The organism is uncultured Desulfovibrio sp., assembly GCF_949282365.1.
GTDB lineage: Bacteria > Desulfobacterota > Desulfovibrionia > Desulfovibrionales > Desulfovibrionaceae > Desulfovibrio.
Map to the genome: position 1 here is coordinate 18,255 of NZ_CASDOY010000008.1, position 20,644 is coordinate 38,898.

General features: G+C 69.0%; 19 protein-coding genes. 13 read left to right on the top strand and 6 right to left on the bottom strand.

Annotation, left to right across the window (positions count from 1 at the left end; translation table 11 throughout):
- Positions 1–187: 187 nt before the first annotated feature.
- The 3 genes from cobT to Q1X76_RS03675 all read left to right on the top strand — a co-directional run bounded on the left by cobT (position 188) and on the right by Q1X76_RS03675 (position 3,110).
- Complete coding sequence (gene cobT / locus Q1X76_RS03665) at positions 188–1,285, top strand: nicotinate-nucleotide--dimethylbenzimidazole phosphoribosyltransferase (RefSeq protein ID WP_300718172.1); 1,098 nt, start codon at positions 188–190, stop codon at positions 1,283–1,285.
- On the top strand, positions 1,285–2,265 hold the full coding sequence (locus Q1X76_RS03670) for an oligopeptide/dipeptide ABC transporter ATP-binding protein (RefSeq protein WP_300718173.1): 981 nt from the start codon (positions 1,285–1,287) through the stop codon (positions 2,263–2,265). Before cobT ends, Q1X76_RS03670 begins: the two co-directional genes overlap by 1 nt.
- 536 nt (positions 2,266–2,801) lie before the next feature.
- Positions 2,802–3,110 carry a hypothetical protein gene (locus tag Q1X76_RS03675; protein ID WP_300718174.1) on the top strand — a complete coding sequence of 103 codons (309 nt, stop codon included), beginning with the start codon at positions 2,802–2,804 and terminating at the stop codon, positions 3,108–3,110.
- Between the two features lie 550 nt (positions 3,111–3,660).
- On the opposite strand, the gene speA is transcribed toward Q1X76_RS03675, so the two are convergent.
- A complete protein-coding gene (speA, locus tag Q1X76_RS03680; protein WP_300718175.1) occupies positions 3,661–5,595 on the bottom strand; it encodes a biosynthetic arginine decarboxylase in 1,935 nt (644 codons plus the stop codon).
- 202 nt (positions 5,596–5,797) lie between these two features.
- On the opposite strand from speA, the gene Q1X76_RS03685 reads away from it, so the two are divergent.
- The gene (locus tag Q1X76_RS03685) at positions 5,798–6,880 is read left to right on the top strand and encodes an efflux RND transporter periplasmic adaptor subunit (protein WP_300718176.1); all 1,083 of its coding nucleotides are present in this window, start codon (positions 5,798–5,800) and stop codon (positions 6,878–6,880) included.
- A 293-nt stretch (positions 6,881–7,173) separates the two neighbouring features.
- Here the strand turns inward: Q1X76_RS03685 and Q1X76_RS03690 are convergent, their stop codons facing one another.
- Positions 7,174–7,803 carry a YigZ family protein gene (locus Q1X76_RS03690; protein WP_300718177.1) on the bottom strand — a complete coding sequence of 210 codons (630 nt, stop codon included), beginning with the start codon at positions 7,801–7,803 and terminating at the stop codon, positions 7,174–7,176.
- The gene (locus Q1X76_RS03695) at positions 7,800–8,366 is read right to left on the bottom strand and encodes a cupin domain-containing protein (protein ID WP_300718178.1); all 567 of its coding nucleotides are present in this window, start codon (positions 8,364–8,366) and stop codon (positions 7,800–7,802) included. Before Q1X76_RS03695 ends, Q1X76_RS03690 begins: the two co-directional genes overlap by 4 nt.
- A gap of 260 nt (positions 8,367–8,626) precedes the next feature.
- Here Q1X76_RS03695 and Q1X76_RS03700 point away from each other — a divergent pair, with 260 nt between their 5' ends.
- A complete protein-coding gene (locus Q1X76_RS03700; RefSeq protein ID WP_300718179.1) occupies positions 8,627–9,139 on the top strand; it encodes a rubrerythrin family protein in 513 nt (170 codons plus the stop codon).
- 277 nt (positions 9,140–9,416) lie between these two features.
- Here the strand turns inward: Q1X76_RS03700 and Q1X76_RS03705 are convergent, their stop codons facing one another.
- From Q1X76_RS03705 to Q1X76_RS03715, 3 genes are all read right to left on the bottom strand, one after another.
- Complete coding sequence (locus tag Q1X76_RS03705; RefSeq protein ID WP_300718180.1) at positions 9,417–10,982, bottom strand: sigma-54 dependent transcriptional regulator; 1,566 nt, start codon at positions 10,980–10,982, stop codon at positions 9,417–9,419.
- On the bottom strand, positions 10,964–12,091 hold the full coding sequence (locus Q1X76_RS03710) for an ATP-binding protein (RefSeq protein ID WP_300718181.1): 1,128 nt from the start codon (positions 12,089–12,091) through the stop codon (positions 10,964–10,966). The genes Q1X76_RS03705 and Q1X76_RS03710 overlap by 19 nt, the downstream gene beginning before the upstream one ends.
- Positions 12,092–12,176: 85 nt before the next feature.
- Positions 12,177–13,178, bottom strand: a complete 1,002-nt coding sequence (locus tag Q1X76_RS03715; RefSeq protein WP_300718182.1) for a YIP1 family protein — start codon at positions 13,176–13,178, stop codon at positions 12,177–12,179.
- A 555-nt stretch (positions 13,179–13,733) separates the two neighbouring features.
- Between Q1X76_RS03715 and Q1X76_RS03720 the strand changes: the two genes are divergently transcribed.
- From Q1X76_RS03720 to Q1X76_RS03755, 8 genes are all read left to right on the top strand, one after another.
- Positions 13,734–14,975 carry a sodium:calcium antiporter gene (locus Q1X76_RS03720; RefSeq protein ID WP_300718183.1) on the top strand — a complete coding sequence of 414 codons (1,242 nt, stop codon included), beginning with the start codon at positions 13,734–13,736 and terminating at the stop codon, positions 14,973–14,975.
- Positions 14,976–15,150: 175 nt separating this feature from the next.
- Positions 15,151–15,963, top strand: a complete 813-nt coding sequence (locus Q1X76_RS03725; protein WP_300718184.1) for a DUF3298 and DUF4163 domain-containing protein — start codon at positions 15,151–15,153, stop codon at positions 15,961–15,963.
- Positions 15,963–16,274 carry a hypothetical protein gene (locus Q1X76_RS03730; RefSeq protein ID WP_300718185.1) on the top strand — a complete coding sequence of 104 codons (312 nt, stop codon included), beginning with the start codon at positions 15,963–15,965 and terminating at the stop codon, positions 16,272–16,274. Before Q1X76_RS03725 ends, Q1X76_RS03730 begins: the two co-directional genes overlap by 1 nt.
- A gap of 299 nt (positions 16,275–16,573) precedes the next feature.
- Positions 16,574–17,302, top strand: a complete 729-nt coding sequence (locus tag Q1X76_RS03735) for an SDR family oxidoreductase (RefSeq protein WP_300718186.1) — start codon at positions 16,574–16,576, stop codon at positions 17,300–17,302.
- On the top strand, positions 17,302–17,700 hold the full coding sequence (locus Q1X76_RS03740; RefSeq protein ID WP_300718187.1) for a hypothetical protein: 399 nt from the start codon (positions 17,302–17,304) through the stop codon (positions 17,698–17,700). The genes Q1X76_RS03735 and Q1X76_RS03740 overlap by 1 nt, the downstream gene beginning before the upstream one ends.
- Entirely contained in the window at positions 17,700–18,914 is a 1,215-nt protein-coding gene (locus Q1X76_RS03745) for a beta-ketoacyl-[acyl-carrier-protein] synthase family protein (RefSeq protein WP_300718188.1), read from the top strand. Before Q1X76_RS03740 ends, Q1X76_RS03745 begins: the two co-directional genes overlap by 1 nt.
- Complete coding sequence (locus Q1X76_RS03750) at positions 18,911–19,390, top strand: hypothetical protein (protein ID WP_300718189.1); 480 nt, start codon at positions 18,911–18,913, stop codon at positions 19,388–19,390. The genes Q1X76_RS03745 and Q1X76_RS03750 overlap by 4 nt, the downstream gene beginning before the upstream one ends.
- Positions 19,351–20,547 carry a pyridoxal phosphate-dependent aminotransferase family protein gene (locus Q1X76_RS03755; protein ID WP_300718190.1) on the top strand — a complete coding sequence of 399 codons (1,197 nt, stop codon included), beginning with the start codon at positions 19,351–19,353 and terminating at the stop codon, positions 20,545–20,547. The genes Q1X76_RS03750 and Q1X76_RS03755 overlap by 40 nt, the downstream gene beginning before the upstream one ends.
- The last annotated feature ends 97 nt before the right edge of the window (positions 20,548–20,644 follow it).

A 20,644-nucleotide genomic window follows, 5' to 3' on the forward strand; every position in this document is an offset into this window, starting at 1 on the left:
CGGCTCCCGTGCGCACGGAGGAAGAGCAGGGGGAAGCTTGGCCGGAAGGTGCCCTTGCGACCGGCTCCAGCGCGCACGGGGAAAAACTTGCCCCCACGCGCTGTGGGAGGCGGGAATGGCCTGTCCCTGTCCGCACGGGAAAGGGCCGCGCTTGCAGCAGGCCGGACAAGACGTTACACAGGGAGGCATGAAGCAAGTTCCTGTACATCGTGAGGCTGTGGAAGTGCCCGCCCTGCCGGGCCTCTTTATCCGTCCCGTGGAAAGCGCCCTGCTGGAGCGGGCCCAGGCCCATCTGGACGATCTGACCAAACCGCGCGGCAGTCTGGGGCGCCTGGAAGAGCTGGCGCGGCGGCTGTACGCCATGGCCGGCGGCGTGACGCCGCTGGACGTGAGCCCGGCCCTGATGCTGACCGTGGCCGGGGATCACGGGGTGGCGGCCCGGGGCGTCTCGCCCATGCCGCAGGCCGTGACCCGCCAGATGACGCTCAATTTCCTCAATGGCGGCGCGGGCGTCAATGTGCTGTGCCGCAGCAGCGGCATGGACTTGCGCGTGGTGGACGCCGGTTGCGCCGGCGGGCCCTACGAGCCCCACCCGCTGCTCATCGACCGCCGTCTGGGCGACGGCACCGCCGACATCAGCCAGGGCCCGGCCATGAGCCGCGAGACCAGCCTGCGGGGCCTGCGGCACGGTATCGGGCTGGTGGAGGAGTTCGCGGACAAGGGCTACCGCTGTTTCGGCACCGGAGAGATGGGCATCGGCAATTCCACACCGGCCACGGCCATCAACTGCGCGCTCTTCGGTTTCGATCCCGACGAGGCCACGGGCCCGGGCGCGGGCTCGGACCCCGAACGGGTGCGCCACAAGGCGGCCGTGGTGCGCCGGGCGCTGGAAGTCAACGCCGCGGCCCTCAGGGGCGACGCCGTGGACATCCTGGCCGCGCTGGGCGGCTTCGAGCTGACGATCATGGCCGGCATCATGCTGGGGGCCGCATCCCGTGGTCTGCCCGTGCTGGTGGACGGCTTCATCTGCAGCGCCGCCTATGCCGCGGCGGTACGCATCTGCCCGCTGGTGGCCCAGTACGCCATCCTGTCCCATGCCTCGGCCGAGCCCGGCCATGTGCCCGCCCTGGGGGCCCTGGACAGCGGCACGCCCCTGCTGCATCTGGGCATGCGTCTGGGCGAGGGCACCGGCGGTGCCGTGGCCTATCACCTGCTGCGTTGCGCTGTAAACATATTCAATGAAATGGCCACCTTTGCCGAGGCGAAGGTGGACGAAGGCCTGTGATGGAAAGCGGACAATCCCTGCTCCGGCTGGAGGACGTGTGCTGCCATTTCCCGGTGCGGCAGAGCCTGCTGGGCGAAGTGCGCCGGCTGCGGGCCGTGGACGGTGTGAGCTTCAGCCTGCGGCCGGGCCAGAGCCTCGGGCTGGTGGGCGAATCCGGCTGCGGCAAGTCCACGCTGGGGCGTCTGGCCTGCGGCCTGCAGCGCCCCACCGGCGGCAGCATCCTGTTCCGGGGGGAGCCCCTGCCCCCGGCCGGAGCGGACAGCCGGGCCGCCGGACGCATCCAGATGGTCTTCCAGGATCCTTTTTCCTCCCTGGACCCGCGCTGCACCGTGGGGAGCTCGGTGGAAGAGAGCCTGATCCCCGGCCGGGAACTGCTGCGGAAAGAACGGCGGGAGCGGGTGCGCGAGATGTTCGCCACCGTGGGCCTGGCCGGTCTGGAAAAGCGTTATCCACACGAGTTCTCCGGCGGGCAGCGCCAGCGCATCGCCGTGGCCCGGGCGCTCATGACCCGTCCCGACGTCATCGTCTGCGACGAGCCGGTCTCGGCCCTGGATGCCTCGGTGCAGGCCCAGATCCTCAACCTGCTGCGGCAGATGCAGGAGGACTTCGGCCCCGCCTACCTGTTCATCTCCCATGATCTGGCCGTGGTGGGCTTCATGTGCCCGCGCATCATGGTTATGTATCTGGGCAGGCTGGTGGAGGAGGGCCCGCGCGAACGCCTGCTGCGCGAACCGGCCCATCCCTATACCCGGGCCCTGCTGGCCTCGGTGCCTTCCTTCGAAGCCCTGCGCGGCGGACAGGGCGGCGGGCGTGCTCCCCTGCAGACCATCAGGGGCGAGCTGCCGAGCCCGCTGGATCCGCCGTCGGGCTGCCGCTTCCATCCCCGCTGTCCGCAGGCCACGGAACGCTGCCGCCGGGAAGACCCGCTCTGGCAGGAGCTGGAGCCGGGCTGGCGGGTACGTTGCCATCTCTATGCCTGACCGGGAGGGAGCCGGGCCGCCGGGCAGGCCTTCCCCCGCCGCAGGAGCCTGCCGATGGTCCGGGCTGCCAGGCCTGCGCCCTGGCCCCTTCTCCGCGCCGGAGGGAGCGTGCTTCCCCGGATGTCCCTTCCTCCCCAAAGGCGCTATCCCGCCATGCGCTCCCGTGACACGGTAGCCAAGCCTGCCGGCCGCCGCTGGTACGGGGAGGCGCACCGGAGCGCGCCAGCCATCCCCCGTGGTCCTGCCCGGTGCGGACGGGGCCGGGATCAGGGGCGGGAGCAGGACGGGGCGGGCGAGACAGGGGCAAGATCCGGGGCCCGGCAGCGGCGGTGCGGGCTGCCGCCATCTGCGCTGGGAGACCTATCTGCCTCACCTTGCCTGCGTCGTTTCCTTTTGTGCGTCCGGCCGGCGCCGAAGGACGCGCCGGTCCTCAGGAGGGGATGGTCGGGCCGTCAGCAGGGACAGGGATGTTTTTTATTGAAAATGAAATTCTTTTTCTATAAAATCGGACCAAACATCCCCAAGGAGACGATCGTATGGACAATCGCTTCGGCACCACTTCCGGCATGGTCATCCAGACCGTGGTGGAGAACGGGCAGGAACTCTGCCTGGCCATCGACGAACGTGGCCTGTATCTGACCAGCGCCCGCTATCTGGACAAGAATCTGGCCGATCCGCACCGTTATTCCGGCAGCAGGGCGACCACCAAAGCCCGCCTGCTGGCCCTGGATCTTGACCCCGTCCGTCTGGCCGAGGCCAATGCCCACCGCATCCCCAGCTATGAAGGCGACGTCAAGAAGAAGATCAATCCCCTCAAGGCTTCCAAGCGCGGCCTTAGGGGTTGAGCCGCAGGTCCGGCATCCCGTCGCGCGGACGGCGGGATGCCTCCCATCCTGGTCGCGGGAAAGATGTGCGTTACGCATGGCCCGCACGGGCGCTGGCTGCCGCTTCCCGCTTCCTGGCGTCCGTATGCCTGCATGGCCTGCGACGTCCCGCGCGGGCGGGAGCATACGGGGCCCCGGACGGCGGCCTGTTTGGGCGGCGGGTGGTTCCGTGCAGGCGGCGGGGCGCCGCCCTCCGGTCGTCCTTGCCGGCGGTCCCCGACGGCAGCCCGGCCTGTGACGGGGCCCTGAAAGCGAAGACGCCCGGCAGGAGAGGCCGGGCGTTCGATGTTCCAGCAGTGGAAGGGCGGTCATCCCTGTGCGCCTTGTGTCCAGACAGGACGGAAGGCAGGAAGAGCCGCCTGGCTTTTTCATGGCGCCGGAGGAGGTGACGACCAGGGGCGTGCGTGCGGCGCTCCGCCCATCCCCGGAAGCAGGTGTTTTTGGAGATGGGGCGGGGCGAAGGGACCTGCGGGCGCCAGCAAGCGGTCCTTCTCCCCTGCCACCCTCCTTCCTAGCGTTCGAAATAGGTATAGCCGCGCAGGCCGTCTTCAAATGCCTGCAGCATGGCGAAGCGGTCGCTGGGCGTCAGGCGGCCGGCCCGCACGGCGCGTTCGGCCGTGGAGCGCAGGTCGTCCAGGATGCGGCGCGGATCGTATTCCACATAGCTCAGGATGTCGGCCACGGAGTCGCCGCGTATCTCGCGCACATATTCGTAACCGCCGTCGGCATCGACGCGGATGGAGACCACGTTGGTGTCGCCCATGAGGTTGTGCAGGTCGCCCAGGGTCTCCTGATAGGCGCCCACCAGGAACACACCCAGATAGTATTCCTCGCCGTCCTGCAGGGGGTGCAGGTCCAGGGTGGACTTGAGGCCCTGGGGGTCGATGAAGTGGTCGATGCGGCCGTCGGAATCGCAGGTGATGTCCGAGATGATGCCCTGGCGCGAGGGGAATTCATTGAGGCGGTGCACCGGCATCACCGGGAAGAGCTGGTCGATGGCCCAGCTGTCGGGCAGGGACTGGAAGACGCTGAAGTTGCCGTAATAGATGTCGGCCAGGCTGACGTCGATGTCCCGCAGGTCGCGGGGCACGGTCTTGAGCTTCACCTTCTCCTGGGCGATGCGCATGATGATGGCCCAGAAGAAGCGCTCGGAAAGCGTGCGCTGGCGCAGGTTCACGCGGCCCGTGGAAAAGAGCTTGCGCATCTCGTCGCGGTAATAGATGGCGTCGTTGTAGCATTCCTGCAGGTTGCGCAGGCTGATGTTGCCGTAGACCTCGCGCATGTTGAGCACGGGCTCGGGCGTGTCTTCGGGCAGTTCGGCGGGCAGCTGGGCCTCTTCCACGGCGCTCACGTCCAGCACGTTGAACAGCAGCACGGAATAATAGGCCACCGTGGCGCGGCCCGATTCGGTGATGATGTGCGGATGCGCCACCTGCTGCTCGTCGAGGATGCTCATGATGGCTTCCACGATGTCGGCGCTGTACTCGTCCAGATTGTAGTTGCGCGACGAGATGTAGTTGGTGTGCGAGCCGTCATAGTCCACGGCCAGGCCGCCGCCCAGGTCGAGGTAGCCCATGGGCGCGCCCTCCTGCACCAGGCCCACATAGAGGCGCGCGCCTTCCATGACGCCGGTGCGGATGTCGCGGATATTGGAGACCTGCGAACCCAGGTGGTAATGCAGCAGGCGGAAGCAGTCCAGCATGTCGCAGGCCTTGAGCTTGTCCACCACGTCCACGATCTGGGCCGGGGAAAGGCCGAAGGTGGAGCGCTCGCCGCCGGAGTCGGTCCAGTGGCCGCTGGCCTTGACCGCCAGCTTGGCGCGCACGCCGATGTTGGGCCGGATGCCCAGCTCGCGGCTGCGGGCCAGCAGCACGTCCAGTTCGCTGGGCATCTCCAGCACGAAGAAGAGGTTGAGGCCCAGGCGCTGGGCCTGCAGGCCCAGGTCGATGAATTCCTCGTCCTTGTAGCCGTTGCAGATGATGCAGGCCTCGGTGTCGCGCATCAGGGAGACGGCGGCGATGAGTTCCGCCTTGGAGCCCACCTCCAGCCCGTGATGGTAGCGGGCGCCGAACTGGGCGATCTTTTCCACCACCTGCTGCTGCTGGTTGACCTTGATGGGGAAGACCCCGCGATATTCGCCCTTGTAGTTCAGGTTCTTGATGGCCTTGCGGAAGGACTCGTGCAGGCTGGCGATACGGGAGTCGAGGATGTTTTCCACACGCAGCAGCACCGGCATGTCATAACCGCGCTCACGCAGGCCGGAGATGATCTCCGGGATGGAGACCTGCGGCCCCTTGGGGCCCTGCGGGCAGACGACCACGTCCCCCGCCTCGGAAATATTGAAGAAGCCGGCTCCCCAGTTGCGGATACCGTAAAGCTCGATGGAATCTTCCACCCGCCACTGCTGCAATGCGCGGTTTTTTGCCAATTCTTGTGCCTCCAGCATGGGAATTTTCGGATGCGTCCTGCGGCCTCGCCTGCCGCGGGATTATTATGCCTGCGCAGGGGGTAAAGTCAATTGTCCTGCCCTCCTGCCGGGGGTGGCGCGGCCTGCCGATGGCGCGGGGGCCGTCCATTTGTTTTCTTGACGCGATGTGTCTGGCGTGCAACATTTTTGAGGCATCATCCAGAATATCGTGAGGGCTGTCATGAAACATCTTGCCATCTTCCTGCTCCTGATCGTCCCCGTGCTGGCCTCCTGTTCCGGCGACAAGGACGGGCAGGGCGGCAAACAGGCCGCCCCCGTGCATGTGATGACGGTGCAGCCGCAGGACGTGCCGCGCGTGCTCGGGGCCGTGGGCAATGTCAAGGCTTCCGCCAGCGTGGGGCTGACCCCGCGCGTGACCGGCGAGATCGAAAAGGTCCATTTCACGGAAGGCCAGCATGTGGACGAAGGCGATGTGCTGCTGACCATCGACACGCGTCCCTTCGAGGCCATCTTGCGCGAAAAGCAGGGCCAGCTGGCCAAGTCCGAAGCCCAGCTGCAAAAGGCCACCAACGACAAGGGCCGGTACGGCAAGCTGGTGGGCAACGGCTATGTGAGCCGCGAGGCCTACGAACAGACCGCCACCGAGGCCGCGGCCCTGCGCGCCACGGTGCAGGCCGATAAGGCCGCCGTGGAAAGCGCCGCCCTGGACCTTTCCTACTGCACCCTGCGCGCGCCCATCAGCGGCCGCGTGGGCGGGCTCAAGGTGGACAAGGGCAATATGGTGCGCAGTTCGGACACCACGCCCATCGTCAGCATCGTGACCCTTTCGCCCATCTATGTGACGTTTTCGGTGCCGGAACGGCACCTTTCCCTGATCCTCGAACGCATGCACGCCGGCCCGGTGGAAGTGGACGTGACCCCGGTGGGCGGGCAGGCCGAAAAGGGCCTGCTGACCCTGGTGGAGAACAGCGTGGACACCACCACCGGCACCATCCAGCTGCGGGCCACCTTCACCAATGAGGACCGCCGCCTCTGGCCCGGCCAGTTCGTGACCGTGGAGCTGCCCCTGGGCGTGGCCCGGCAGGCGCTGGCCATCCCCAGCCGCGCGGTGCAGAGCGGCCGCGAGGAGAATTACATCTATGTGGCCGGTACCGACGGCAAGGCCTCGTACCGCAAGGTGGACATCCTCTTTGAAGCCGGGGACACCAGCGTGGTGGGCGGCGAACTCAAGGGCGGGGAGCGGGTCATCATCGACGGCCTGGTCCGCCTGGCGCCCGACGTGCCGGTGAAGGTGATCGAGTAGGTGCAACGCGATCAGTGATGACAGAGCTGAACGGACGCCCCGTCTGCGTGTGGCAGGCGGGGCGTCGTCGTTGAAAAAGCGCGCAGAACGGGGAAAGAGCGGTGGCAAGGGGCGATGAAGGGGATCCCTGCCGCGCGGGCGCGGCCAGATGGTGAGCGGACGGCGAGCGCACGGCAGCCGGTGGCCGCGGGGCCGTGCCCGTTCCCCGTGGGGCTCATGGGCATCCGGCCCGGGGCTCCTCGTCCGCGTGTCGTCCGTGTCGTCCGGGGCTGTCCGTACCTGTCCGGGCCGTGTCAGGCCTTTTCCACCGGCGTGCAGCGCGCGCGGCCGTCGGTGCGACCGGCCAGGGCCTCCTCGAAGGGGCCGCGCAGGGCCTCGGGCAGGCGGATGCGCACCCGCGCGGCCTGATCGTAGGCCTCGGCGCAGACCCGGGCCTCGAAAGCGGGCAGCAGGCGGTGCAGGCGGTCCAGATGGGCGTAATCCAGCTGCACGTCCAGTTCCAGGGTGGGCACTTTTTCCGTCAGCGGCAGGGCGGCCAGATTCTCGCGCACCGAATCCTGATAGGCCCGCACCAGACCGCCGGTGCCCAGCTTGACGCCGCCGAACCAGCGCGTGACCACCATGGCGATCTCGCCCACGCCGCAGTGCAGCAGCACCTGCAGCATGGGGCGTCCGGCCGTGCCGTGCGGTTCGCCGTCGTCGGAAAAGCCCACCTGGCCGCTGTGCCCGGGGGCTCCGGCCACAAAGGCCCAGCAGTTGTGGGTGGCATCGGCATGACGGGTGCGGATCCGTTCCACGAAGGCGCGGGCCGCCTCCATGCCGGGCGTATGGGCGCAATGGGTCAGGAAGCGGCTGCGCCGGATGACGAGCTCGCTCTGGAAGGGGGCCTCGGCCGTGGCGGCCGGGATGGCGAAGCGGCTCATGCGGGGCTGCCCCCTTCGGCGGCGGCCCCTGCGGCGGGCTGGCAGAAATGCTCGATCCGTTCCCGCGCTGCGGGATAGCGGCGCACCAGACAGCCGGCCCGGGCCAGCTCGAAATCATGGAAGGTGAAGCCCGGCGCCACGGTACAGGAGACCAGGGAAAAATCCGTCCCCGGACAGGGTTCGGCGCCGAACCAGCAGCCGCCGGGCATGGCCAGCAGCAGATGCTGCCCGGCGAGGATGTCCGTGCCCAGCACGCGATCCAGCTCCTGCCCGTCGGGCGTCAGGCAGTAGAGGCGCAGGGGGCCCCCCAGATGGAAATGCCAGAGTTCGTCCTGGCGGATGCGGTGCAGCCGGGAGCGTTCGCCGGCCTGCAGCAAGTAGAGGATGCTCGTGCTGCAGGGGCGGCTGCCGTAGATGCCGCAGGGCAGGCTGTCGGGCTGCAGGTCCTGCTGGCTGCACCAGATGCGCCGGTAATGGCCGCCCTCCACATGAGGGGTCAGGCCGTAATGACGGATGATGTCCTGGGCCGAAAGGGCGGATGGGGGGGATTGCGTCGCTGTCATGCTATTTTTTTAGCCTGCCTTGGACAAGGCCGCAAGCGTCGCGGACGGGAGGCCGGGGCGTCGTCCGCGTCCGGCGCGGCAGAACAGGCGGAAAATCATCGCGGACCATTGACGCCGGCGGGGACGGTCTTATTTAGGGGAAGACGATCTGCGGAAAAAGGCAAAAAAGTGCTTTACAAGGGCAGCTCTTTTCTGTAAACAGGAATCGTTACTGATTGAGACAAGATTTTTTGAACATACACCCCCCAAGGAGAACCACCATGAGCAAAACTCTCGAAAACCTGATGGCCGCTTTCGCCGGTGAATCCCAGGCCAACCGCAAGTATCTCGCCTACGCCCAGGCCGCCGACAAGGAAGGCCTGTCCGGTGTGGCCAAGGTGTTCCGCGCCGCTGCCGCCGCCGAGACCATCCACGCCCACACCCACCTCAAGAATGCCGGCAAGATCGGCGACACCGCCGCCAACCTGCAGGACGCCATCGGCGGCGAGACCTACGAATTCACCAAGATGTATCCCGAAATGATCAAGGACGCCGAAGCCGAAGGCCAGACCGCCGTGGCCAAGTACATGGACATGGTGAACAAGGTGGAAGAAGTGCACGCCAACCTGTACAAGAAGGCCGCTGCCGACAACCACGCGTTCGACAACGTGGACTTCTATGTCTGCAAGGTCTGTGGCTACACCCACGAAGGCCCCTGTGACACCTGCCCCGTGTGCGGTGCCAAGGCTGCCGCCTTCTTCAAGGTGGACGACGCCTGCTGCCTGAACAAGTAAGTTCCGCGCACAAGGATCTTTGGGGCGCTGCCTTTCGGGGCGGCGCCTTTTTTTTATGGGCTTTGGCCGGTCGGGCGCCGGGGTGCGAGACAAAAAACACCCGCGTCGCGGGTGCGCTGCCTTGCGTGCGTCGCCGGGGGGAAGGCACGACGCAGGCAAGCCGTGCGCGGGCCGGGCCTCTGGCGTCAGCTCCGTTGCCTGCAGACCATGCGGCTGCCCGGCGGGCCCGGAAGGCGCCGGAGCGGCCGCTGTCCCGTGCCCCGTGTCCCGGGCCGTCTCACTCGTCGCTGATGCGGGTCTCGATCTTCAGGCCGTATTTTTCCATGCGCGCCAGCAGGGTGGGACGGGAGAGGCCCAGCAGCCGGGCCGCCTGCGAGCGGTTGCCGTGGCACTGGCGCAGTGCCTCGCGCACCACGGCGCGGCCCATGATGTCCATGCAGGTCTCGAAGGGCGAGGCGTCCCCGGAGCGGAGGCAGTCCGCGACGATGCCGGCCAGGCTGCGCCGTTCCTCGCCGTGGGTCGCGACGGGATCGCCGGCGGCGGGGGGCGTTTCGGGCCCGGGCTGCGGAGGTTCCGCGCCCGCGTTCCCGTTGGGGGCGGCGGCCGGGGGATGCGCCCCGGGGCCGGAGGGGGCCGTCTCGGCGGCCAGGGGGCCGTGCTGCCGTACCGCCGGAGCGTCCAGCACCTGCTGCAGGTCACGGATGCTCAGGGGCGCACCGTTGTTGAAGACCAGGGCTTTCTGCAGGGCATTGGACAGTTCGCGCACATTGCCGGGCCAGGCCAGCCCGGCCAGATAGCAGAGGGCGCTTTCTTCCAGTCCCGGATCGGGGCGGTGCAGTTCGACCGCCTGGCGGTGCAGCAGGAAGGCCGCCAGGGCGGGGATGTCCTCGCGGCGCTCGCGCAGGGGCGGCGTCCAGAGGGTCACCACCTTGAGCCGGTAGTAGAGGTCCTCGCGGAAGCGCCCGTCCGCCACGGCCTGTTCCAGATCGGCATTGGTGGCGGCGATGATGCGCACGTCCACGTCGATGGAGTCGCGGCCGCCCAGGCGCTGGATCTGTTTTTCCTGCAGCAGGCGCAGCAGCTTGGCCTGGATGCTCAGGGGCATGTCGCCGATCTCGTCCAGGAAGATGGTCCCGCCGGCGGCCTGTTCGATGCGGCCGATGCGCCGGTGCTGCGCGCCGGTGAAGGCGCCGCGCTCGTAACCGAAGAGCTCGCTTTCCAGCAGGGTGTCGGGGATGGCCACGCAGTTGATGACCGAGAAGGGGCGCCGCGAGCGCGGGCTGTAGCGCCAGATGGCATTGGCCACCAGCTCCTTGCCCGTGCCGGATTCGCCCCGGATCAGCACCAGGGCGTCGGTGGGGGCCACGCGGCCGATGGCCTTGTACAGCTCCTGCATGGGCTGGGTATGGCCCACCAGGCGCAGGTCGTCCTCGTCGCCGGGCTCGTCGGCTTCGGGCCTGGCCTCGTGGCGGCGCTGGCTCTCGCCCGCGGCCAGGGCCCGCTGCAGCAGTTCCAGCACCTGCGGGATGTCGAAGGGCTTGAGCATGTAGTCGAACGCGCCCAGGCGGGTGGCCTCGATGGCGGTCTCGGTGGTGGAATAGGCCGTCATGATGAGCACGGGCGGGCAGCCGTCCAGGGCCCGCATGCGCTTGAGGGCCTCCAGGCCGTCCATGCCGGGCATGCGCACGTCCATGACCACGCAATCCGGCATCCGCTCCCGCATGAGGTGCAGGGCCTCTTCCGCCGAGGCGGCCGTGCGCGTGGCATAGCCTTCGGCGTCCAGCAGGCGCTGGAAGCCCTGGCGCAAATGGTGGTCGTCGTCGACTATGAGGATCTCAGCCATACGTCGTCCCCCTTGCGGACAGGCAGCACCATGACGAAGCTGGCCCCGTGCCCCGGTGCGTTGTGCAGGTGCAGCCAGCCGCCGTGTTCCTCGAAAATGCGGCGCGCGATGGGCAGGCCCAGGCCCGTGCCTTCCACCTTGGTGCTCATGAAGGGCTGGAAGATGACCTCGCGCAGTTCTTCGGGCACGCCGGGGCCGCTGTCCTCGATGCGGATGACCACCACCGGGCCCAGCGGGGCCAGGCGGCCGCGTTCCTCGCTGATGCGGACCTCGCCGTCGGTGCCGGCCGCCTCGCAGGCATTGATGATGAGGTTGGCCAGGGCCTCGCGCAGCTGCTCGGCATCGCCGTCCACGCGCGGCAGGGGCGCGTGGCGCGTGCGGCGCAGGGTCACCTTGTAGGCTTCCATGCGCGGCTGCAGCAGGATCAGGGTGCGGTCCAGCACCTCGCTCATGTCCAGCGGTTCCTTGCTCAGATGGGGGCGGCGGGAAAATTCCAGAAAATTGCTGGTGATGGCTTCCATATGCCGCACGGCCTCGTCCATGGCCTGCACGTCCTCCTGCTGGGCCGGGGAAAGGGCCATGCCGCGCGTGAAGGAGAACAGGCGCAGCTTGAGGCCGGTCAGCGGGTTGCGGATGGAGTGGGCCACGCCCGCGGCCAGTTTGCCCACCAGGGCCATCTTTTCCGTCTGGCGCAGGTTCTGGCGCAGGTTCTCGTGGCTTTCCTCCAGGGCCAGGCGGGTGCGCTGCATGTTCTCGTGCATGCGGCGGATGCGGCTGGTGATGGCGGGCACGGGCGAGCCCTGCGGCATGCGGCCGTCGGCGTCGGGGCCCAGTTCGCGCAGGGCCCCGAGCAGGGGCAGGTAGACGCCGCGCCACAGGCAGCCCGCCAGGCCCAGCAGCAGGAGCAGGCAGAACAGCAGCAGGCACATGAGGATGCGCTGGCGCGCCTCCAGCGGCCAGCTGAAGATGTCGATGCACAGCCAGATGCAGAGCAGCAGGCAGAGGGCGAGGGCGAGGGCGCCGGGCAGCAGTAGGCGGGTGCTGTCGAAGTCGTGTTTTTCCGGCGGCGTGACGGCGTCCCGGGCGGACGGGGAAGGGGTCTCGTTCATGGCTGGACAGGGCGGTCTGGAGCAGGGGGGAAGGGACCCGCGCCGGCAGCGGCAGCGGGCCCCGGACGGACACTTGCGGCCCTGGTCATCGTATCATCTGCAGGAGCAGGAAGAACTCCAGCAGGAAGACCGGCGCATAGCCCAGCAGGGTCTGGCCCCAGTCGAGGCGCAGCACGGTCTTGTAGCCGATGAGGCTGCAGGCCAGGCTCCAGACGATGCCGGTGAGCGAGCCCAGCACCGGGATGACGCAGAGCAGGATGGGCGCCGAACCATAGGCGCTGACCTGGAAGATGAGGTCGAATTCCGGCTTGTCGCGCAAGATGAGCCGGAACATGAGGTAGAGCAGGGCGCTCTGGGCGTAGAGCTGCAGGGTCACGAAGGCCACCTGCTTGAGCATGAACAGGAACATGCTCTCGTTGATGAGCGGGTTGTTGAGCAGCATCTGCTGCATCTGCGGGTCCAGGCCGCCCTCCACCAGCACGTTGGTCATGCCGCGCAGCCAGAGCAGCTGCACCGCGGAAAAGACGATGCTGACGATCAGGTAGAAGCCCAGGGCGCGCAGCGAGCGGCGGTGCGGCCGCAGGCAGGTGAAGAAGGCCGGCGCGCCGAACATGATGCGCATGCTCGTGCGGTAAAAGGCCACCAGCCAGCCCGAGGGCGCGGGGGCCATCTCCCAGGGATTGCCCGACGGCAGGCCGGGACGGTCCCCGTCTTCCTGCGCCTCGTCCGCGAGGTCGTCTTCTTCCCGGTCCGGTCCGGGGCCCTCGTCCTGCTCATCCGTGTCCCGGCTGTCGCGGGGCCGGAAGGGCGGCAGCTCCTCGCGGGGCTCGTCACGGCAGGACTCGCGGCGGCAGGGCGCGCCGCGTTCCTCGTCCTCCCCGCCGGGGATGACGGCGCCGGGGGGCAGGTCCGTGGACGCGGGAGCGGCCTGGGGGCGGACAGGATCCAGCAGCTCGCTGCTCCCGTCCTGGGGATGGAAGCGGAAGCGGCAGGAACACTGGGGGCAGGTGGCGATCACCGAATGCGCCGGGGCGCGGTCGGGAGGGAAGGGGCGGCTGAAACCGCATTGGGGGCAGATGATGTTCATGGGCTTACTCATAGCAGAGAGCCCCCCGGGCTGCAATCGGGCAGGGCGGGCCTCCCGCTGTCCCGGACAGGGGCCTGATCCTCTCATGCCGCCTTGGCCTGTCCGGTTCCCCGTGACCGGGCGGAAGCTGCCGTCCCGCTGTCTGCGCAGGGCCGTCCCCGGCGCGGACGTCCCCCGTCCCTTTCCGGCGCAGGCCGGAGGCATTTCCGGTCTCCCCCGGACCGCAGGCTGTGTCCTTTCCCGCCGGCAGCCGGCCCGGGGCCTGCGCCGTCGCGCGGGGCGGTCAGCATGGGCGCGAGGCCCTCGGCGGCGTCAAAAAGGCTGCGCCGTCGCGCGGGGCCGGTCAGGCTTGACAGGCCCCTGCGGAGCGGCTATTTTGATTGGCACCTGAGGGGAGTAACTGGGTCCCTGAGACCCGGGCAGCATCAACAGCCTGACGTTACGTCTGGTGCTGCCGTTGGCCCTGCCGACAAGTGAGACCTTGGCCGCATGACTGCATGCAGCCGGGGTCTTTTTTTATTTGTCAAACCTCGCATCCCTGCCAAGGAGAGCCACATGTCGTTGCGCGATCTGCGTCCCTATCTTCTGGCCGTCCTCATGACCCTGCCGGGCCTTGCCCTGCGTCTGGCCCCGGCGGATGTCTCGCCCATGCTGGTGGCCGTGCTGGCCGGTCTGGCCATCCTGGGGGCATCCTTCCTGCTGACCTGGGCCTGTGAAGTGGCCCAGCTCGACATCCCCCAGGCCGTGGCCGTGGCCGTGGTGGCCTTCATCGCCGTGCTGCCCGAATACGCCGTGGACATGTATTTCACCTGGATGGCGGGCCAGCACCCCGAAAGCGCCTACTCCCACTATGCCATCGCCAACATGACCGGCGCCAACCGGCTGCTCATCGGCGTGGGCTGGACGGCCATCGTGTTGATCTTCGCCGGACGCTTCCACGACTATGTGGCCCTGCACGAGGAAAAGCGCACCGATGTCCTCTTTCTCGGCCTGGCGACGCTCTATGCCCTGCTGATCCCGCTCAAGGGCTCCCTGACCCTGCTGGACGGCGTAATCTTTCTGGGCATCTATGTGGCGTACATGTGCATCATCGCCCGCCGTCCCTGCGAGGAGGAAGAGCCCGAAGGCCCGGCGGCCGCCCTGGCGCGGCTCTCGCGCCCGGCCCGCATGCGTTCCGTGGCCGGCCTGTTCCTCTTCGCGGCCCTGGTGATCCTGTTCAATGCCGAGCCCTTCAGCGAAAGTCTGGTGGCCAGCGGCAAGCTGCTGGGCATCAACGAATTCTTGCTGGTGCAGTGGCTGGCGCCCATCGCTTCCGAAGCGCCCGAATTCATCGTGGCCCTGATGTTCGCCTTCCGTGGCAATGCCGGTCTGGCCCTGGGCAGCCTGCTGTCCTCCAAGCTCAACCAGTGGACCCTGCTGGTGGGCATGATCCCCGGCGTCTACGCCGTGTCTTCCGGCGGCAGCGCGCCCATCAACCTCGATGCGCACCAGTTCCAGGAGATCTTCCTGACCGCGGGGCAGTCCATCTTCGCCGTGGCCCTGCTGCTGGACCTGCGCCTGGGCCTGCGCGAGGCCGCGGCCCTGCTGGTGCTCTTCCTGGCCCAGCTGCTCTCGCCCTTCTATGACGCGCAGCTGGAAGCCCTGCTGGGCCTGCCCCATGACCCGCTGCGCCTGCACGACTTCTATGCCTGGACCTATCTCATCCTGGCCGCTTTGCTCCTGCTGCGCCACTGGCGGCTGGTGGCGGAACTGCGCTACGGCTTCCACGTCAGGGTCCGGGACATCTCGCACCATTAGGCCCTTCCGCCCCTGCGCGGGCGACGCTGCGCACGACCGGTCTTCCCCCTGCCCGTGCAGGCCGGGAAGGCCGGTCTGTTATTTGTCCCGCAAGTCTTGACAGGGCCGCGGGAGCCCTCTACAACCAGCTTGCGGCGCCACGCCGCCATCTCTTTTTTTGTTGCCGGGGGGAAAAATGTTCAGGTTTGGGAATCTCCGCCACCTGTCGGGGGCCTGCTGCCACAGCGGTCGCCTGCTGGCGCTGGCGGCCCTGCTCTCGTACCTTTCGCTGGCGCCGGAGCTGTGCTCTCCGGCCAGTGCCGCACACGGCCAGGGCTCCATGCTGGCCGACTCGCATTCCAGGCCGTCCCCATCCCCCATCTCCGTGACGGACTGCCAGCTGCGCCGCGTCTCCCGCCCGGGCATGCCCGACATCACCATCAGCTATCCCATGCTGGGCCGCAAGGATGTGGACCGCGACGTGGCCGGCTGGGTGGAACGCATCGCCTCCACCTTCGAGACCGAACTGGCCCCCCTTTCCCTGCAGTTCCAGGAGGAGGAACGCCCCCCCTGCGAACTCATGGGCTCCTATACCCTGACGCGCCCCTCGGCCAGGGCCCTGAGCCTGGTCTTCGAGATCTGGACCTATACCGGCGGCGCCCACGGCAATCTGGATGTCATCCCGCTCAATTACAGCCTGCTCTCCGGCCAGCGCCTGGGACTGGTGGACATCTTTGAGAATGTGGACAAGGCCCTGGAGATCATGTCGTCCAAATCACGGCGGGAACTGGCCGTGCGCCTGGGCGGCGGCCGGGTGGACAGCATGATCCTGGAAGGCACGGAGCCCGTGACCGACAATTTCTCGGCCCTGGCCCTGGTGCCCGGCGGGGTGCGCGTCTATTTCCAGCCCTATCAGGTGGCCCCCTGGGCCGCCGGTACGCAGCGCGTCTTCATCTCGCTGGAGGAACTGGCCGAAGCCGGTCCCCTGCGCCTGCTCTGGGAAGACTGATGCCGCAGCGGGACGTGCCTCTGCGCTTTCCCGGCGGAGCGGCCCTGCTGGCCGATCACTTCCCCGGCGCGCCCCGCGTGCCCGGTTCCTGCCTGCTGGAAGCCATGCGCCGGAGCGTGGAGGAGGCCTTTGCGCCGTGCCGTGTCCGTGCCGTGCGCCGTGCGCGTTTCCGTCGTTTCGTCCTGCCGGACGAGGCCCTGCTGTGCCGCATCAGCACCGATGACAGCGACGGGGCCGCGCCGGCGGAACTGCGCTGCCGCCTGCTGTGCGGGGACGACTGCGCGGCGGAGGCGGTGTTCGTCCTGGCATGAGGTGGCTGCGGGCCTGATGGCCCGGGCCGGCTCTTTCCGGCCGGAGCTTGCCGGGCGGTCCTGCCGGGCCTGACGTTTCGGGCCGGCCCGGACAGCGGGGAAAGAAAGGGCGCGTGGGCAAAAATGGCCCTTCTTCCTCCCCCGGCGTCCCGCTTTCCCGCAACACCTTTCTCATGCTCCCTGTCGCGCCTCCTGATGCGCCGCCAGTCACCTGTCCGCAGGTCCCGGCGGGATCAGGTCTGCTGCCGCGCGTGGCGCCCCCTCTTGCATGCGGGCCGCTTTTTTTTCACTATGCGGCCATGCGATTGACCTTCTCCGGTTCCGTTCTCATCCTTGGCGGCAGCAGCGAGCTGGGCCGCGCCCTGGCCCTGGCCCTGCGGGCCGAGGGGGCCCAGGTCTGCTGCGTCTGCCGTGACGACGTGGGCTGCGCGCGTTGCACGCGGGACGGCCTGCCCGCTCTCGTGCTCGGCGAGCCCGAAAGCCTGCCCACCCGCTGCGAGGCCCTGCTGGGCCTGCCTGTGGGCCATCTGGCCGATCTGCTGCACTCCCGTTTCGAATGCCTGGTGGGCATGGCCGCGCCGCAGGCCATCGGGGCCTGGGCGGACAATGACCTGGTCCTGCGCGCCCGCTGCCTGCGCGCCGTGAGCCGGGCCATGCTGGCCCGCCGTTTCGGGCGCTGCGTCTTCGTCTCGTCCAGCGCCGCCCAGCGCCCCTCTCCCGGTCAGGGCTGGTACGCCGCGGCCAAACTGGCAGGGGAGGCCCTGTACCGCAGTCTGGGCGTGGAACTGGCCGGGCGCGGCCTCAGCGCCTGTTCGGCGCGCCTGAGCTGGCTGGATGCCGGGCGCGGCCATGGATTTTTGTCCGGCCACGGACAGGCGGCCCGCGCCATGCCCGCCGGGCGCTGTCTGGACGTTGCCGACGTACTGCCGGGCCTGTGTTTTTTGCTGTCGGCGGAGGCTGCGGCCATCAACGGCAGCGTGGTGACCCTCGACGGGGGCCTGGGGGCCCTCAAACTCCCGGAGCTGTGATGACATACGACGAGATCAGCCTCAGGGTCCGCGAGATCGTGGCCCGTCTGTTCGAGCGCGACCCCGCGAGCCTGAGCGACGCGACCCTGCTGATGCAGGACCTGCCCTGCGAATCCATCGACCTGCTGGAAGTGAGCGTGCAGCTGGGCGCCACCTTCCATGTCTTCGTGGATGAGGAGCGCGCCTTTTTGCGTTCCCTGCGCTACCAGCTGGCGGAGGCCCCGGATGCGGCGGCCCTGCTGCGCGAGCATTACGGCCATCTGGACGAGGCCCGGCGGCGGCAGCTGCTCGAGTTCTATGCCGGCGGCGACGCCGCGACGCTGCGCTCGCCCCTGACCCTGGGCGATATCGCCCGCTGGGTGGAACAGGCCGTCAGGGCCACGCGGCAGGGGGCCTGATGTCCGCGTCGCCGACGGTGGTCATCAGCGGCGTGGGCTGCTGCACGGCTCTGGGCCATGACCTGGACGGCATGGCCCGCAACCTGCGCGACGGACGGGACGCTTTCCGGGCCTCCGGGGCCCTGGAAGGCCTTGCCGTCTGTCCGGTGCAGGACTGGGGCCGGGACGAGGCCCGGCAGCGCTTCGAGGGCTGGCGGCATCGCCACTACCTGAACCGGGCCGGCCAGATGGCCGTGCTTTCCGGCCTGCGCGCCGTGCGGGATGCCGGACTGGAACAGGGCCTGCCCGCGCGCAGCCAGATCATTGCGGCCATGGGGCCCATGCTGGACGTCAGCGGTGAACCGGGCCTGCCGCCGCAGGACAGCATGCCGCTGGCGGCCCTCTGGCTGCTGCGCTGGCTGCCCAATACCGCCGCCGGGGCGCTGGCCCGTTTCTGCGGCTGCCACGGCGAGGTCCTGACCGTCAATGCCGCCTGCGCCTCGGCCCTGCAGGCCCTGGGCGAAGGCTGGCGGCGCATACGTTTTGGCCTGGCCGACGCCGTGCTGGTCACGGCCGGGGACAGCCGCCTGTCCCTGGGCGGCCTGCTGGGCTATCACAAGGCCCGTGCCCTCAGTCTGTGCGCACCCAGCGCGGGCCCGCGTCCCTTTGACGGCAGCCGGGACGGCTTCGTGCCCGGCGAGGGCGGTGCGGCCTTCGTGCTGGAGAGCCTGGCCTCGGCGCAGGCCCGTGGGGCGCATGTGCATGCGCGGATCCTGGGCTACGGCGCGTCCGTGGACGCCGGGAGCCTGACCGCGCCCGAAGCCCGGGGCACCTGGGCCGAGCTGGCCGTGCGGGCCGCCCTCGGGGAAGCGGGGCTCGACGCCGGGGAGCTGGGCTGGCTCTCGGCCCACGGCACGGGCACGCAGCTCAACGACCAGGCCGAGAGCCTGCTCTGGGAACGCCTGCTGGCGGATCGTCCCGGCGGCCCGGCCGTCATGGCCTTCAAATCCTGGCTGGGGCACGGCTCCTCGGCCTGCGGCGCGCTGGAACTGTGCTGCGCGCTGGCGGCCTGGCGCGACGGCCGGATGCCGCCCGTCCGGCATCTGGAGCGGCCCTGTTCCGCACGTCTGGACTTCGTGCGCGCGCCTCGTCCTTTCCCTTCCGGCCCCGGCCTGCTGGAAAACTTCGGTTTCGGCGGCCAGAACGCGGCGCTGGTGGTGGATCTGCGCCCATGAACTGTGATTTTCTCCTTGAGGCGCCCGCGCCCTTCGTGCTGCTGGATGCGGCCCGTACCATGACCGGAGCGGATGGGCCGCACCTCGTGGCCTGGCGTCGCTGCGCGGCCGCGCCTTTCTGGCAGGTGCTGGAGGCCGCCGCGCAGGCCGCGGCCCTGCAACAGCGCGTGGCGCGGGATTTTGCCTGCCATGCCTTCCTGCTGTCCGTGGAGCGCGCTCCGTGGTGCGCGGGCCCCTTGTCCGGCACGGCCTGTCTGGAGGTGCGCGTCATGGCGCAGGGGAGCGGGGTGGCGGCCTCGCTGGTGCGTGTGCGTGGGCTGGCCGGGCCTGAAGGGGCGCTGCCGCCGCTGGAGCTGGAACTGCGCGTGGGCCTGCTGCCCTATGACGCTTCTTTTTCCCGTGAGCTGCTGGAACGCCGCTACAGGGAGCTGTACCGATGCCTGTCCCGCAACGCCGAAGCCTTTTTGACTGTCTGAACGGCCGTGTCCGGGCCGATGCCCGTCTGGGCCTTGCCCGCAGCAGCGCCGCCCTGGCCGGCGGGGCCGCCGGACCGCTGGTGCGCCGGGATGGCCGGGAATACATCTCCTTCATGAGCAATGACGGGCTGGGCCTGGCCGCCGACGCGCAGTGGCAGGCGCGGGTGGCCGCCTGCTTCGCCGCCCATGCGCCGTCGGCTTCGGCCTCGCGTTTGGCCGGGGGCCGCAGCGAGCTGGTGGACCGGGCCTGCCGGGCCGTGGCCGGGTATTTCGGCTTTGCGGAATGCCTTTTCCTGCCCAGCGGCTACCAGGCCAATCTGGCCTGCGTGACGGCCCTGCTCCAGCAGGGGCAGGAAGCCTTCGTGGACCGCCGCTGCCATGCCAGCGTCATGCGGGCCCTGCCGCTGGCCGGGGCGCGCGTCCGCGCCTGGAACCATCTGGATTACGGACATCTGGAACGCCTGCTGGCCTCTCTGCCGCCGGAAGCGCCGCAGCCGGTGGTCATGGCCGAATCCCTGTACAGCATGGACGGGGCGGCCCTCGATCTTTCCCGCATGGCGGCCCTGCGCCGGGAATACGGCTTTTTCCTGTGCGTGGACGAGGCCCACGCTCTGGGGGCCCTGGGCCCCGGCGGGCGCGGCCTGTGCGCCGCGCAGGCGGCACGGGACGGCGGTGCGGCCCCGGCCGATCTGGTGGTGGGCACGCTGGGCAAATCCCTGGGCCTGTGGGGCGCTTTTTTGCTCCTGCCCGCAGGCTTCACGCCCCTGTTCGAGCATCTGGCCTCGGCCGTCATGCACAGCACGGCCCTGCCGCCCGCCCATGCGGCCTGCCTGCTGGCGCTGGTGGAGGAACTGCCGCACCTTGAGGCGCGCCGCCGCACGCTGGCCGCGCGCGTGGCCTTTTTCCGTCAGGCGCTCACGGAACGGGGCCTGCCGGTCATGGGCGATGCCCATATCCTGTCCGTGCCGGTGGGCGATGAGGAGCGCTGCCACCGTCTGGCCGCCCGTCTGGCCGGGAGCGGCGTGCTGGTGCTGGGCGCGCGCTGGCCCACCGTGCCGCGTGGTCAGGCCCTGCTGCGCTTCGGCCTCACCGTCCGGCATACGGAAGATCTGCTGGCCCGCACGGCCGCTGTGCTGGCCGGGCTGTGGGAAGGATAGGAAGACGGACGGGGAGGCGGAGGACCCCGTTGGGGTGGGGCCCCTGCCTCAGCGTCCCCCTCCATGCCGCCGGAAACTTTTGCTCCGGTCTGGCGGC